Annotated in this window: 15 protein-coding genes; 4 read left to right on the top strand and 11 right to left on the bottom strand. The window is 38.1% G+C overall.

From position 1 onward, the window contains the following. Positions 1 to 249: 249 nt before the first annotated feature. Complete coding sequence (locus C200_RS16730) at positions 250 to 348, bottom strand: IS1-like element transposase (RefSeq protein WP_075273615.1); 99 nt, start codon at positions 346 to 348, stop codon at positions 250 to 252. A gap of 496 nt (positions 349 to 844) precedes the next feature. Between C200_RS16730 and C200_RS09575 the strand changes: the two genes are divergently transcribed. Both C200_RS09575 and aphA read left to right on the top strand, forming a co-directional pair. Then, positions 845 to 2,122, top strand: coding sequence for a hypothetical protein (locus tag C200_RS09575; RefSeq protein ID WP_152498670.1), 1,278 nt, complete (start codon positions 845 to 847; stop codon positions 2,120 to 2,122). A gap of 218 nt (positions 2,123 to 2,340) precedes the next feature. Then, on the top strand, positions 2,341 to 3,051 hold the full coding sequence (gene aphA, locus C200_RS09570) for an acid phosphatase AphA (RefSeq protein ID WP_230384827.1): 711 nt from the start codon (positions 2,341 to 2,343) through the stop codon (positions 3,049 to 3,051). A gap of 41 nt (positions 3,052 to 3,092) precedes the next feature. On the opposite strand, the gene C200_RS09565 is transcribed toward aphA, so the two are convergent. From C200_RS09565 to C200_RS09545, 5 genes are all read right to left on the bottom strand, one after another. Then, positions 3,093 to 3,866 (bottom strand): replication protein P, encoded by a 774-nt coding sequence (locus C200_RS09565; protein ID WP_016210472.1) that lies wholly within the window; start codon positions 3,864 to 3,866, stop codon positions 3,093 to 3,095. A gap of 1 nt (position 3,867) precedes the next feature. Beyond that, positions 3,868 to 4,845, bottom strand: coding sequence for a hypothetical protein (locus tag C200_RS09560; RefSeq protein WP_230383364.1), 978 nt, complete (start codon positions 4,843 to 4,845; stop codon positions 3,868 to 3,870). A 96-nt stretch (positions 4,846 to 4,941) separates the two neighbouring features. Beyond that, on the bottom strand, positions 4,942 to 6,519 hold the full coding sequence (locus C200_RS09555; RefSeq protein ID WP_016210482.1) for an FMN-binding glutamate synthase family protein: 1,578 nt from the start codon (positions 6,517 to 6,519) through the stop codon (positions 4,942 to 4,944). A gap of 209 nt (positions 6,520 to 6,728) precedes the next feature. Next, positions 6,729 to 8,486 (bottom strand): hypothetical protein, encoded by a 1,758-nt coding sequence (locus C200_RS09550; RefSeq protein WP_016210484.1) that lies wholly within the window; start codon positions 8,484 to 8,486, stop codon positions 6,729 to 6,731. Positions 8,487 to 9,034: 548 nt separating this feature from the next. Beyond that, on the bottom strand, positions 9,035 to 9,793 hold the full coding sequence (locus C200_RS09545; RefSeq protein ID WP_016210486.1) for an FAD-binding oxidoreductase: 759 nt from the start codon (positions 9,791 to 9,793) through the stop codon (positions 9,035 to 9,037). 207 nt (positions 9,794 to 10,000) lie between these two features. On the opposite strand from C200_RS09545, the gene C200_RS09540 reads away from it, so the two are divergent. Together C200_RS09540 and C200_RS09535 are read left to right on the top strand one after the other, a co-directional pair. Continuing rightward, positions 10,001 to 10,573, top strand: coding sequence for a DNA-3-methyladenine glycosylase I (locus C200_RS09540; RefSeq protein WP_032126625.1), 573 nt, complete (start codon positions 10,001 to 10,003; stop codon positions 10,571 to 10,573). A 103-nt stretch (positions 10,574 to 10,676) separates the two neighbouring features. After that, the gene (locus C200_RS09535) at positions 10,677 to 11,225 is read left to right on the top strand and encodes a DUF2058 domain-containing protein (RefSeq protein ID WP_016210475.1); all 549 of its coding nucleotides are present in this window, start codon (positions 10,677 to 10,679) and stop codon (positions 11,223 to 11,225) included. 301 nt (positions 11,226 to 11,526) lie between these two features. Here C200_RS09535 and C200_RS09530 read toward each other — a convergent pair whose 3' ends face one another. The 5 genes from C200_RS09530 to C200_RS09515 all read right to left on the bottom strand — a co-directional run bounded on the left by C200_RS09530 (position 11,527) and on the right by C200_RS09515 (position 14,994). Then, positions 11,527 to 11,772 carry a hypothetical protein gene (locus C200_RS09530; protein ID WP_016210487.1) on the bottom strand — a complete coding sequence of 82 codons (246 nt, stop codon included), beginning with the start codon at positions 11,770 to 11,772 and terminating at the stop codon, positions 11,527 to 11,529. Between the two features lie 28 nt (positions 11,773 to 11,800). Continuing rightward, positions 11,801 to 12,097 (bottom strand): hypothetical protein, encoded by a 297-nt coding sequence (locus tag C200_RS15025; protein WP_016210488.1) that lies wholly within the window; start codon positions 12,095 to 12,097, stop codon positions 11,801 to 11,803. Positions 12,098 to 12,364: 267 nt separating this feature from the next. Beyond that, entirely contained in the window at positions 12,365 to 13,276 is a 912-nt protein-coding gene (locus tag C200_RS09525) for a hypothetical protein (protein WP_016210479.1), read from the bottom strand. Between the two features lie 446 nt (positions 13,277 to 13,722). After that, on the bottom strand, positions 13,723 to 14,307 hold the full coding sequence (locus tag C200_RS09520; protein ID WP_016212268.1) for a recombinase family protein: 585 nt from the start codon (positions 14,305 to 14,307) through the stop codon (positions 13,723 to 13,725). A 3-nt stretch (positions 14,308 to 14,310) separates the two neighbouring features. Then, complete coding sequence (locus C200_RS09515) at positions 14,311 to 14,994, bottom strand: Fic family protein (protein WP_016212269.1); 684 nt, start codon at positions 14,992 to 14,994, stop codon at positions 14,311 to 14,313. Positions 14,995 to 15,301: the final 307 nt, after the last annotated feature.

Here is a 15,301-nt window from a genome sequence, read left to right as displayed (position 1 = left end):
CCGTTAGGTCTGTAGCAAGCGTAACGAGTGTCTAAAAATCTATACGAACCGTAGAGTCATGTGAGAGCACAGTAGTGGAGTGTGCCGATTCAAGGCACGTAACGCTGTGTGACGCGGACAGCCGAGGGTTTATAGTCGTCGCGTTTTGCTCGGCGATTTTGCATCATTGGATGTGCAAAATACCTACCGAGGTAGCGACGCTTACGTTCTCTTTCTTCATCACCGTTTAATAACTGGGTATTAACAGAGTCAAGACACTTGGCTTTTTTTTAACTCTTTCATTACAGTGTTTGTGCTAATTTTTAACACACGAGCGATATCCCGAATTCCACTACTATTCATACTCATATCAATCAATAAGATACATCACCAATTTTTCGTAATAACCAGGACTTACGCATTGACAGCATGAACCCTAGTTATAGCAATGGTTTCAGTCTTTTAATGGTTTTATGGTAGATCATTGAAGTTCATGAAAAATATGTATTTATGGAAAGTTTTCATGCAAATTATGAAATAAATACACTGAAAATGCAGTTTTTTGGTGGACTCATAGCTAAGTTTTGCTGTCAATGCGTAAGTCCTGATTTTGAGCTATTTTATTCCAATGGTTTGGAAAAATATAATGACTATAAAACTTTAGCTGTGTTTTTTCTTTAAGCTAGTAAGTACACAAGCATCTGGTGATTTTTATTAAATAATTAATTTTATGAATATTTTTATTATGGCCTTTATTTATTTAAAAATTAAAAACAATAAAAATTTTCTATTTTTTTATATTAAATTGATTTAAATTAAAAATGTTGGAAAGTAAATAATTTAAGGGGGGATTATGCCTGAGATATTGGCCCAAAAAGAAGTAAACCAGTTAGAGGTAAAACTTAGAACATTATTATTGGAGTTATCTAACAGTGGTCAATCTGCACAGAGAAAACCACAAGCTTCTCTTAACTCCTTTCAATCTCTTCAGCCTGTTGGCTCGATGCAATTTTCTCTCACTTGTGCGCCTTTTCAACCTACTCGTCTTTTTACATTTTTTCAGCCTTTTGGTTCTATGCAACCTTCTTGCTCTTTTGCCTCTCTTCAATTTCTGCGATCGTTACAGTCACCTAAGCCATCTCCTATTTTTCAACCTTTTGGTCAATTTTTATTCGGGCTACCAATAGGTGGAAACTATAGAGCTGATCTAATTAAAGTAAAGAGTTCTTTAGAGGCGTTGAAAAAAATATCAGCTCAAACCGCCAATGGGTATGAACCATCCATACCGCCATTTCGGGTAGAGTTAGCAATTTATAATCTTAAAAAAGTGCTCGCTTCTATTATTGATAACAAAGGGCTTGTAACATCAAAGGCTCATAAAGTTCATTTGGAGATTGTTGAGTTACTCGGAAATATACAGGGATGCTTTGATGCAGGTGTTGCTAGCCATAAAATAAAAGAGTTGGAAGGCCAAGTTAAAGGGAATAAAGCAGAAATAAGAGAGCTTAAGCTTACTGAAGGCTTAGCCTCTGTTGATATTGACTGCTTAAAAAAATCAGTTGAATCTAAAATTGACACTATTGTCGCACTAGAACAGGAAGCTGCATCAGCAAGTAATGTTATCGAATGTAAAGATAAGAGAATTGCTGAGTTAGAAACAAATGCTGTTGCCAGAGAGGAGATAATTGCAGCAACAGAGAAAGTGCTTGCTTCCAAAAGTGCAACTTTGACAAAGTTAGAAGAAGTAATTGCAGCAGCAAGCCAGGCTCTTAAATCTACAGACAAGGTCGTGGAATCTAAAAATGAGGAAATTGTAAGGTTAGAAGGAAAAATTGAATGTAAAAATCAAACAATTGTGGAGGTGCAAAAAAAAGTTGTTGAGCTAGAGAAAACTGTTGCCTCTAAAGATAAACTCACCACCGCTATGGGTAAGGCGATGGTATCTAGGGATAAGCAAATTACTAGCCAAGGCCAGGAAATTAATTTATTAAAGCAGTCAATCAGTGAGTTTTGCCAATCAAATAAAAGCAGTCTTGAAGCAAGTGGTGGTGAGAGTCCTTGTATTTTCGAGGGGCACTTTAGCAATGGTCAATCGGGTACAGCTGTAAATAGCGGTACACATGTACCAAGCACTAATCACTAATACGAAATGGATTTGGGAGATAAAGTGAAAAATGCTCATAGGTGAGAGAGTTATCTGGTTATGGTTGTAAGAAATTGAATGTGATTTATGTTAAGGTACTTGGCATAGGTATGGGTATCGTTAAGGTTAATCACATGAGCTAGAATAAATTATAGTGATAACATATTGATTATTTTAGTGAAAATAAATGTGACATTGATTAATGCTAGGGTGTTTTAGTGATAAAAGTAAAAAAAATTATTAAAAATTCAATGTTATTATCAGCGGTTAGTCTTCCTCTATTGGTTCAAGGAAAATTACCGGAACCTCAATTAAATTCAGGTGTCACCATGAGTCAGCTAACGCACCGTCAGCCGATTCATTGGGTTTCTATTGCCCAAATTGCTCGGAGTTTACAAAACCAGCCGGTGATGAATGTGGGTTTTGATATTGATGATACCGTGCTTTTTTCAAGTCCTGGTTTTTATCGAGGAAAGCAAGAGTTTTCGCCTAATAGTATGGCTTACTTACACAATCCCAAGTTTTGGCAAAAAGTAAATAATGGCTGGGACAAATTTTCTATTCCTAAGCAATCAGCGATTAAATTAATGAGTATGCACTTAAAGCGTGGTGATCATATTTATTTTATTACCGGCCGACCTAAAACTAAAACTGAAACCGTAACGGCGATTTTACAGCATGATTTTAATATTCCTAAGGCTAAAATGCATGCCGTAATTTTTGCAGGGCCTAAACATGGGGCAAAGGCGCCGTACATTAAAAAGTTGAATATTAAGCTGTATTATGGTGATTCTGATGGTGATATTACTGACGCGCGCCGGGCTGGGGCGGAAGGCATTCGAGTGCTGCGCCCATTGAACTCAACCAATAAACCCATGCCCTATAACGGTCGTTTTGGTGAGAAAGTGATTGTGAATTCTGACTATTAATGAGGTGCTATAGGTGCTAGTTAAGCGTTGCATGAACCAGGCTAAGCTTTTGTAAACTGTGCTTTGAGTTTGCTCAAGTGACTGTTAGCCAGGCTGGCACTGCGTTTGGGCTTGTGGGTGAGGCTATGTTGGACAAGTGTTGGGTTAGGGAAAGACTCACCGTTTAAAAAGCGCTTGATGTTTTCGATATATAAGCCTTTAAAAATAGCATATTCGCTTTTATTAATGCTGTGATTCGGCTTTTCTTTGTTAAATAGTGTTGTTGCTGTGACGAAAATAACCGGATGACTCCAGTGCTGGTTTGGGTGTTTTTGTGGTTGTTTAACTAAAATATAGGCTTCAGCATAGGCTAAACGTGTGCTTAAAAAACCAAGTTCTTGTGGCCGAACTTGGTTGCATAGACCGAGAAAATCACCAAAGCGTGGAATCCAGCGCAACTCTTTTTGTGGCATCATGCTCATTTTTTCACAGGCAATTTCAATATAGCGTTGAGGAATATTGTCAAGAATAGTATTCCATTTCTCGATATACGCGGTTAGTTTATTTTGGTCTTGGTAGTGTTGACGCTCCCAAAGTGCGCCAAAGATTAAATCAAACTGTGCAAATAAATACAGTGACTTTGTTGTTGGTGTTGTGCTATTACTGTTATTTTTCTGCTCTTGTTTTTGATCATTGCTTTGTGAGTGTGATTTGACCTTGGCTTGTTGACGACTTTGCTGTAAACGGACCTGATGCAATTGTTTTTCACGCTTGAGCTTATCTTGTGCTTGTTTGGCAAGAGCGATGACGCTTTCCATACTTTGTGTTTCTGACATATCACTTCTCCTCATAGTCTATGCCAGGTTCATAGAGCTCACCGTCGTGATTGTCGCCATTTTCACTTGCATTGTTAAGGTAAGGTTTTTTAAAGGGTTCTTTATTATGGGCTGTTTCGGTCAAGCCGGCCATCTGTTGTTGCTCATGATAATAGGATTGGCTGAGTGGGTTGGTAACACGGGGAGTAATACGGTTATTAAAGCTATTTTGCGGAATTATTGGTGCAATATCCGCTTCCCAACGGCGTTGATTAATATAGGTTTGCATGCGCGGAATAATATGGTCAGCCCAGTTGGCATCTTTTGCTTTACGCGTTAATACGTCACGGATAATGTGTTCGCTATCGCTTTCAAGGCCACGTCGTTGCCAGAGGTTAAACATCGTTGAGCGACTATCTCGAAAGCCATCTGGATAAGCTTCCCAAAAAGTATCAAAGGCAATTGAGGAGGCTTTTTTTTGTGGTTTTGGTGCTTTTAAATCGAGCTCTTCCGCGCTTTTTGGGGTGCGGTAGATATATTCAGGCATGGTTTGGGTGTGACAGCTAATATGGTGAATTGTACTTGGGACAGGTTCGAAAAATAAGCGCTCGACTTGTTTATTTTTAATGCCTTCTACTTGAACTTCTAGTGTAATCAGTCCCATAGCCACCAGTCGTGAGATGGCATCTGCGGTGCGCTTTGAGCTGATAGCAAACTTGTCCCCCAGTTCTTTATAGCTGCGCTGTAACTTGTGTAGTGGAAAGCGGCGCTTATAACCGATTAAGCGTCCGCTATCAGGGCAACGCGATTCGATAGGGCGATACCAGCTAATAATTTCAGCCAATATCAAGATGGCATCTATATCTGGTTTGGCATTGACTGTAGTAATGACGTTAAACCAGGTTTCTGGCAAGGTTAGTCCAGCAAAGTGCATTTCACCAATGGCAGCGACCACGGGGGTCATATTGGATTTGTATGATGGGTGCTTTGGAGTACTCATGCTAACCTGGCTTGTTACTTTTTAAACTCATTATGTTATGAGCTGATCTTTTTTCTTGGGTGCGCTATTCTAACACAACTGGATTCGGGTGAAAGTTTAAAAATGCTCAGCACAGGCACGTTCCCAATCCTTTTTTAAATACTCAGGTGCTTCTTCAGTTAATAGCACACCCTCAGGAATATAACCATAGATTTCAGCATAGTTTTTAACTTGGCCAGGGCCCGTGCGGCGTTGAATATAGCTCGGTTGTAAGTCTTGAGGTGTTGTTACTCCCATGCTGCCGAGCAGTTCCATAAAGCTATGTACCGTGGCATTTTGGAAATTGACAACACGGTACTTTTTGTTTTCGACGACAAGACCACGCATCAGACGAGGGTTTTGAGTGGCAACGCCGGTTGGACAGTGATTGGTATTGCATTGTTGGGATTGAATACAACCTAAAGACAGCATAAAGGGGCGTGCAGCATTGCATAAATCTGCGCCCAGAGCGACCTTAGAAATCATATCAAAGCCGGTGGCAATTTTACCGCTGGCAATCAGGCGAATTTTATTGCGGACACCGATGCCAATTAAGGCGTTATGAATATAGACTATACCCTCATTAAGTGGTGTACCAACATGGTTGCTAAATTCTACGGGCGCAGCTCCGGTACCGCCTTCAGCGCCATCGACAGTAATGAAGTCGGGCAAAATATTGGTTTTGATCATGGCTTTACAAATGCCAAGAAATTCACTGCGTCGGCCCAAGCATAGTTTAAAGCCCACTGGCTTGCCATTAGAGAGTTCTCTTAGCCTTGCAACAAATTGCAATAAGCCTTCAGGTGAGTTAAAGGCGCTATGTGCTGGAGGAGATAGGACGTCTTTACTCATGGGAACATGGCGAATTTTGGCAATTTCTGGCGTGATTTTTGCCGCAGGTAAAATTCCGCCATGCGCTGGCTTTGCCCCTTGCGAGAGCTTAATTTCGATCATTTTAACTTGATTATGTGCTGCTTTTTCACGAAAAAGTTCAGCATTAAAATGACCTTCTTCAGTCCGGCAACCAAAATAGCCGGTACCGATTTGCCAGATAATATCGCCACCACCAGCCAGATGATGTGGGCTTAAGCCACCTTCGCCGGTATTGTGAGCAAAGCCACCGAGTTTTGCGCCTTGATTTAAAGCTAAAATGGCATTTTTGGACAATGCACCAAAACTCATGGCTGAAATGTTTAGATAGGCTGCGGAATAAGGCTGTTTGCAGTCAGGGCCGCCAATATTAATACGTGGCTCAACCTCACTGGCGGCAACGGGTGATAAGGATTGCTCTACCCATTCATAGCCGTGAGCATTAATTTCTCGCTGCGTACCAAAAGGGATAGTTTCACGGTCGTGCTTTGCACGTTGATAAATCAGTGAACGGGTTTCACGGTCAAAAGGACGTTCGCTGACATTGTCAGCAATAAAGTACTGCTGAATCTCTGGACGGAAAAATTCAAGCAAGTAACGGATATGACCTAAAATTGGGAAGTTTCTTAATAGCGCATGGTCTTTTTGTTTGATGTCATGAAAGATGATTAAAGCAAAAATGATAAAAAGTGCAGCAAAGATCGGAAAAGGGGCATGCCAGAGAACTAGCAGGGCGATAATAATCAGTGTGATAACACCAAACCCTAAATAAAAATTTCTACGCATGAGAGTTCCTTAATTATTTTAATCAGTTCAACAGCTCAACAGTGAGAGTATCGTCCGAGTATATCATTAGTTAAAGAGAAGAGAATGAGCAAGGTCCGTATGCTTATGTAAATTTAAAAAACAAAACAGGCCGTTTAGCGCCTGATTATAGTTGCTTTATTGATTATTATTTGATTTTTTTAGCTATCAGCTCTAAAAAACTTACCTTATTAGCGGTGGAGCGGATATAGGTACATGACATCCCCTGCGGGCTCGACCGCCGGTTGGGCGATTGCAGCTAAGCGAGAGGAAAATAGCTGAGCTGTCACGGGGGTATTGAGGATGACTTCAATCATAGAACAGTGCCTTTTTAAAAAAGGGTTGTCTTGAATTAATGTTGCTATTTTTTCTTCACTTAAGGTATCGCTTTCTTTGTAGAGATTCGCAAACATTCTTTTTGCAAAAGCTTGCTCTATTTTTTCCCATAGTGCGCTACATCTCGCTTCATCGCCGTACATAGTTGTTTTATGCGTATTCCAGAATTTAGGCTTGACTAAGTTGTTGTGCTTTGCCAGTAGGCTATGTACCATTCTTAGTGATGGATTGTCATCTATATCAGCAATATGCTTTAATATGATGTCGAGAGATTGGTCTTTATCTTTAATCTTAGTGAGTTCTTCTTCTAGTGTGTCAAGTAATGTATTAAGTTTTTGCTCCAATGAAGGTGCTATGGTTTGATTTGACTTAGTCTGACTTGCTAATTCAGCCGGACGACTGTTTTCTATAGGTGTTGGATAGCTTGCTCGTATTTTGTAGGCGCATCCTAGTTTATGTCCATATTTATCAATTTTTTGCTCAAAATTTTTAAATAAGCCCTTCTTTTTAGATTGTAGTTCTGCAATAAGCTGCGGTAGCTTTAATTGTTGGGGTTTGTCTTTCTTGAGAAAATTAGCTTTTGCCTCGTTAAGTGCTTTTCTGGCGTTTTCGACATGGCTAATGTCTTCAGCATAAAAGTGAACTTCTTTGTGAATACTTGCTGAGGTGATTTTCAAGCCGGTGCTGTTAGATGCTGCAGTTGCTTGCTTTAGAAGAATGTCTGCAAATTTTCCTGCTTGGAGTTGCTGGCCCATTCTTGCAAAGAGGGTTCGATGCTTTGCGCAGTTGAAAAGTATGTCGCCAATAATTTTAGCAAATGCAAACCCATCATCTTCACTAATGATTTTAGGGTCGCCATAATTAAAACTGATATGAGGTTTAAAGATTTTGTCAAAATAATTTTTATTATGTTTTTTTAATTGATCTTTGGGGCTACCAGAAATATATAGTTTGGCAATTTGTACAAGTAGGTCGCGCTGATTTTGAATAAATTGTTGTTTCTCTGCGGTCAGTTCTTGATCTATAGTAGTGAGACTGATTTCGAAGCTATTCATACGCTTTAATTCTGATTCATAGACGTTTATCTGAGTATCGACGTTGCCTATTTCTTTATTCAAATTAGCGATAAGATCTTCTGCCAAAGGAATCTTAGTACCTAGGTTAAAGCGCTGATTTAAATCAGTTAAAGCCTTACACTTGTAAATACAAATCTGCTGGGCATTTAAACTTTGTTTATTTATAAGAGCTTGCATACATAGCTCTAAGCTGGGATCATTTACGCCTAATATATGGGTGCAGGCCATCTGAAATAAGATGAGATACTGCCCGTTTAACTGCTTTAATTTGTCAGAGATCTCTGGTTCTTTTAACACGACTTCAATATTTTTTCGAATACGAGCTCTGTCGCTGTCATGTTTGCTTGGTGTTTGGCTAGTACAGTGCAGGTTTTTAAGAAAAGGCAGCAGGAGCTCTTCTTTGGCCTGAAATAAATCCTGTTCACATGATAGATGATACTGACGTCGCCACTCTAAGGAGCCACCTTGACCTTGAGAAAACTGAATCATCATATCTAAAACAGGGGTGAAGCTGCGTTTAAGGTCTGCTATTTTCATACTACAACCTCATTTTCTTACTCAAAAGTGCAAAAGGCATATAGGCAGTAATTAAGTTTCAAGCCATTAATTTGCACTTAAATGACAAGACTTTAGTTTTTTAATAAAAATTAAATTTTTATCTTGTGAACTGTTATTTTTTATTGTTATAATCATGATTTTTATTTTGTATTTAACAATATAATAATAATTATATAATATATTATCTGATTGGTGAAGATGCCTTATAGTAATATAAGTTATCTTTACAATTCATATGTACGTAGTGTAGCAAGGTATTCTTTTGTATTAACTTTAGTTAAAGTGAAAGATTGATTTTATTTGTGCTAGTTAGCTTGTGAGTAGCTAAAAATTGAGTGTTGCTATCACTAATGCAGCAAGCGCTGACTCAAGCTTAAACTGCAGTATTATTGATAGCTTATAAGAGATAAATAAAAAATGGGGGCGTTGCAAAATTTCAGTTATTGCATTTTTCAAGGGTTATTCCCCGTTTATCTTCCGCTATTCCCTAAATAATAAATAAAAATTTTCTGATAATTTTAAATAATTTAATTAGGCGAAATATATTTTTCACGGCGAACTTGTTTCATGACAAAACCCATTGCTGTTAGTTTGTTGAAACTATCATCGATCATATTGGGATTACCGCATAGATAAACGATATCACTGTCAGGGTTCATATTTAGGCCATCGAACTGATGTTGCACATAGCCACTGTATTCATCAGTAATTAAGGGTGTAGTAGGGGATTGTTCTTGCTTTAGGTCTTCACGGCTATAGCAGACACGGAACTCTAAGCGCTCATGCTGTTTGGCAAAATTGCGGAAGTCTTCAGCATAAAGAGCATCTTGACGGTATTGCACACCAAGGATGACGGTTATTGTTAATGCTGGGTTGGTTGCCAGTTTTTCAATAATTTGTGGGAGCATACAGCGATAAGGTGCAATGCCGGTGCCCGTACCGGTTAATAGAATGCGTTTCGCAGGTTCTTCTTGAAGAACTAGGCGACCTGCAGGGCCCATGGCATCTAGTGTTTGGCCGGGCTCTAGGTTAAACAACGCTTCGCTGGCAAGACCCCCTTTAACATAGGAGATGGCAATTTCTATTTCATCCGTTTGGCCTGGAATGGTTGCGATGCTAAAGCTGCGTCGCTTAGTTTTGCCATCAACGTTGAATAAAAAACTAATGAATTGCCCAGGCTTATAATCTAAAGGCTGGTTATCTGTACGGGTAAACGCCATATGGCGTATGCCTGGAGTAATCATTTTGGCTGATTTGAGTTCGAGTTTAAACTTTTGCACCGCCATGTTAAAACCTCTGCTTATCGTTATTTTTTAATCCAATGCTGTGATTATTTATACTGTTTGTTCTGCTTAAGAGAGAAGAATAAACGACAATCCTAGCAAATTTTGTTAAGGGGCGATAGAGTAGCTTAGCAATAATAATTTAAAGCAATAATAAATAAATTTGGTTGTGTAGCCGTGCTGGTTGGTGATTTAGCGAGGAGAATAGGCGTGGATAAGGTGCGTTGTGCTTGGGTGCCAAAGGGAGATGACTTATATCAGCACTACCATGATAATGTATGGGGAGTGCCTGTTCGTGATGGGAAAGAGTTGTTTGAATTTTTATTGTTAGAAGGTGCACAAGCTGGACTAAGTTGGATTACTGTGCTTAGAAAACGTGAGCATTATCGATGCGCTTATATGGACTTTGATCCTGTAAACATTGCCGGTTTCAATGAATCTAAAATCAATCAGTTATTGCAAAACCCTGGCATTATTCGCAATCGCTTAAAAGTGATGAGCGCGGTTAAAAATGCGCGTGCTTTCCTGGCTATGCAAGAGCAAGGCATTAGTTTTTCTGATTTTTTATGGGGCTTTGTCGAGGGTAAGCCAATAGTAAATCAATGGCAACGTATTCAGGAGGTCCCGGCCAGGACTGAGGATTCTGATCGGATGGCAAAAGAGCTTAAGCGTTTGGGCTTTTCCTTTGTTGGTTCGACTATTTGCTATGCGTTTATGCAGGCAACGGGTATGGTGAACGATCATACGGTTGATTGTTTTTGCTATAGAAAGTGTCAAGGTTAGTGAATGATTATGGCCTTTTGGACACATTGGTATCCGTCAATGAAAGTGCTATAATCACAGCGATTTTGCTGTAGATAGATTGCTGTAAATAGGGGTGAAAACAATGAACTTAAGGGACCAATTAGTTAAAAGTGGTGCTGTATCAAAAGATGCAGCAAGAAAGGCTGCACAGGAAAAAAGACAGAAAAATGCGAAGCAAAATAAGTTGTCTAAAAAAGCTAAGGCTGAATTAGCAGTAGAACAAGTACAGCAACAGCAGCAACAAGTACAGCAAAAGCGTACTCAGAAAGTAGATATGACGAAGCTGGATAAGGAAAAGCGCGCAAGAAAGGCGCAAGTACTTGATATATTAAAAGTACATCGCTTAAATCGTGACCCCAAAACAGCGGATCAGCGTTATCACTTTAATTATAATAGTAAAGCCTATGAGATTGATGTGACGGCCGCTCAGCGTAATGGTATTTTAAATCAGTCTTTTGCAATTATTGTCTTTGAAGATCAGCCAAACTTAGTGCCGATTGAGGTGGCAGATAAGGTCAAAGGTTTTGATGGCGATGTCTTTACTTTTATTTGCCAAAAAGACGAAGTTGATTTAAACAATACGAGCGACGAATACGCAGGCTATGAAATTCCTGATGATTTGATGTGGTAATTGATAATAAAGTAGCTTGGTTAATTAAAAAAGAGAATTAGGAGCAGGCTTTAGGCTTGGGAGCGAGTGAATATTTTAAGCTCTATTTAGTAGAGTTTTGCCCTCCACTCAACCCCGAGTCGAGGGATTTTATTTTTTTAATTTCAATTATAGTAACAAAACAAAATTAAATTAATTCTTTTAGTTAATCAGAATTAGATTACTTTAACTAGGCGCGTTTAATGAGTATATAAGGGCAGGTGGTGCAGTCACCCGCCGCAAAAATAGATAACATAGGATGCGTTTTAAGTGAGTAAATCGACTATAAAATAGTGCAGCAAGATGATGGCTCGTCTTCTTTTTCTAAGTCTGTTGAGGCTTGTTTAGCCATATATGAATGGAATAGATCAAAGTCATCGTAGGATGAGGTTTTTAGGTCTGTGGGGCTTGATTTAGAGTTTTCTGTGAAAGAATTGTTAAGTTCAGTATAGTAATGTTTATTGAGCTTATAGTTTTTTTGTGGTGGTGAGTCGAGCAACTTTCTCAGTTTATTTTCTTTTTGTGACATATTTCATCTCCGAATTAAAATATTATAGCTATAGTAAAATACAGCAATCTTTTTGCTCGTCTTCGCTTTGGTGGGCGTGATATGCATTCATTAGTGGTGTGGTTGTAAATAATAGTTCATCGCCATCTGAATGAGAGCGAGGTTTAGTAGTGGATGTTGTGTGCTTTTGAGTATTGTCTAGAGGGGTAGTTATTTTTGATTGACTAGTAGGAGTATTAAGTAATTTTGTTGGTGGTACTAAGCCATTAAGATACCGATATGAAGGGGTATTCCAAACGGTTGAGGTTATTGGTGCTTTATCATCTTTTGTTATAGTTTGCGGCACGTTATCTTCCCTATCTTACTTTTATAATACAGGGTTAATCTTATGCTAAATTAAAGATATTAAAACTGAAAAATGACTTAGAGTTTTATTTTATGGAAAAGCGTGTTACGAAAATATTTCTTAAAATAGTATAGATTATCAGTGCAGGTGATCTTGTCTATTATTAGTTAGCTTAGAGTGCAAGGCATTCAAGAGTATCATTAGAAAAAACTAAAAAGATAAAAAATATAAAAATAACTATTTTAGCTAGGTTATTTGTACTAATTTTTAGTTGGTATTATTAATTGTGCAGTGTTTATAATTTGGGTCGGCATCCTGTGGTATCGTTGGTAGTTTTTTATACACCCAGCCAGAGAGGTGGGTAGAAATCAAGCTAAACTTGGTTATGCCATTTTCCTTAATTAGCAGATCTTTTGTAATGATTAAGCCTGTTGGGACAATTGGTAAAAGTTCATGGCTTGGTATAGTGCCTTCATTTAATCTGCCACTTGAGATAAAACCACGGCAATGGCCTGGGATATACCAATCATGGCTAGTGATAAACTCTTCAGAAAACCATGGGCGAATTAAATTCACATAGAGATACTTTGTTGTTAAGCTAGCTTTGCCAATGGTAATTGTAAGAGGTATCCATTGAGTGCTGTTATCTGCCCAATGAATAGGGTTCGCATCAATGGGAAGCCAGTCTGGCCAGCCCTGTCTAAATAAGCTAGGATTACGTTTGGGTGTTTCACTCAGGTATTTCACCGTTTGTCGTAAGAAGATACAGCCAGGGTAGTTTTCTTTGCCATGCACGCATTTGGCTGCAGCAACGATTGCTTTATAGGTTCTAAATAAACTGCGATTACCAGCAAGAGGAAATAAGCCATCGAATGTTATAAAAAAATCATGACTTGCTGCATTGAGCCCATTTGGATTGGAGATACTTCTGGCATTTCTAAATTGCTTAATATCGAGAGTAGGTGCTAGCAGTAATGAGACTGCAACATTAAGGCTGGGTGATTTAAAATCAATCGCAGATTGAAAATCAGTAGCAAGTATCTTGGAGAATTTTTCGATGTGTTGGTATGTTACGGAAGGTGTCTGTGATGGTTGCTTAAGTGCGCATGAGGTACAGATTAACAGGGAGGGAGCTGTTAAGATGAGCCAATTTCGAATAGACTTAATCAACACGATCATCCTATAATTTATTATTGATTTTTTTAATTTAATATTTATCTAATATCTAAAATATTTTTTTTAATTTATTTTAAAAACTAGATAAAGTGTTGAAAAATTTTTTATAAAAATTACCTTATATTATTAATGTAATATTAATAATTAAGTAAAAATTGGCACCTACTCTTACTAAAATAACCTGTTATTTGATGATGTAACGATTATTTAGTGAGTAGATGCCGGTACTTAGTGATAATTAATTATAAATGAGCTTGTCTAAGTCTTCTCGTTGATCTGGAGCTGCTTGCATATTTTCAATCAGAGTATGAGCGGCTTCTACCGCTGCGAGCTCACTATAATTTTTCGCAACAGTGCCAACGAATCGCCATCATAATTAGGTCTTTCTTAAAATGACGGCCGCTGAAGTTGATCATGGTTTACCTTAAACAAAAATCAGCATCATATCATCAAATCAAATTGCGACAGAACCTATTATTATCTTTATGTTTGCTTAGAATTCTATAAATCGTTGTCTGACTAATACCATATTTAGACTTTAGTTTGGATAAAGTCATGCCATTCCTTTTATCGCAAATCACATCCATTTCTAGTTTTGTATTGGTTTTTTTAGGTCTACCAAAACGAACTCCTTTATCTAAAGCGGATTTAATGCCATCAGCTTGCCTTTCTTTACGAATTCCATGCTCAAACTCAGAAAAAGCAGATAACATATGAAATAAAAGCTTACCTGCGGGCGTCGTTGTATCAATTTGCTGGTCAATGACAACAAAACTAATACTTTCAGATTGTAACCGGTCTATTATTTGTCCTAAATGAACAGCAGATCTCGCTAAACGATCCAGTTTAGTAATCACTAAAGTATCGCCTTCCCGTAAGTAATTCAAACAACTCTTTAATTCTGGCCGATCTTGATCTATACCACTAATTTTTTCTTGGAAGATTTTGTCGCACCCATAAGCATTGAGCTTATCTAACTGCGATTTTAAATTTTGTCCTGAAGAAGAAACTCTAGCGTAACCAACTACAGCCATGGATCATTCCTCCATTGCTTGAATAATATCTGCTGACAAGCATGATTTCATAAATTCAGTCATAGCCACGTGATCCCCACTTGCATAAAATTCAAGCATTAGCGTATTAAACTCTAATTGCCGCTTCGCAGGAAGATTAATAGCGGGATAACCTTGGCTAAGTAATATGCCATTCATCATGAAGCGCCCCATACGCTTATTAACATCATAAAAAAATTGATTTCGAGCCATTTCTAAAAATATGTAAATAGCACGATCATAAATATTATTGATTTTATTAGAGCCATCAATCATTTTGCCCCACAAACCATCTAGCTGATCAGCTTTTGGTGGCATATAGTCTGTACCTGCAATAGTTACACTGCCTGAGCGAAATTTCCCCCATTCAAGCGCTTCTTCTTTAGCGGCTATATTATGAAGGCTGAAGGCAAATTCTTTGCTCAAATTAAATTTATTAGTTTCAATCGATGTAAATAAATATTTCCATGCTTCTGCCTGGTTCAGTGCGATAGTTTGATCTGTTAATTTATGTCCACCAACAGTAATCCCATCTAATAACGTTTGTACTTCTGGCAATGTGTAGTTGATACCTTCCAAATTAACAGCATCGTAAACAAGTTCTGCAAGCTGGCGCTTAGCAAAGAAGATTGATTTCTTTTGATTGGGTTTTATTTGTGTTATATCCATTATCTTGCCATAAGTCTTTAGAATTTATAATAAAGACATTATGAACTATATTTTGGCAGTGCTCAAGCATTGATTCCCAAAAAGGGCACTGTTGCGAAAAATTTAGATTTGGGTATGGTGTAGTAATCAACTGAAGTTAACGCCCTCCGTCATCTGAAGTGCAACACTACTCTATACTAAGCCGCCATCAAATACTCTAAAAAAACATGATTAGGTGGGCACTGTTGCAAAAATTATATGATCTTCTGAAGTTCAATGTATGGTGTATTTTTGCTTAGACTTAAGCAGCTAATCCAAATAATTTATC

The organism is Piscirickettsia salmonis LF-89 = ATCC VR-1361 (assembly GCF_000297215.2).
Taxonomy (GTDB): Bacteria; Pseudomonadota; Gammaproteobacteria; order Piscirickettsiales; family Piscirickettsiaceae; genus Piscirickettsia; species Piscirickettsia salmonis.
This window is presented reverse-complemented; position numbering and strand designations above follow the sequence as displayed.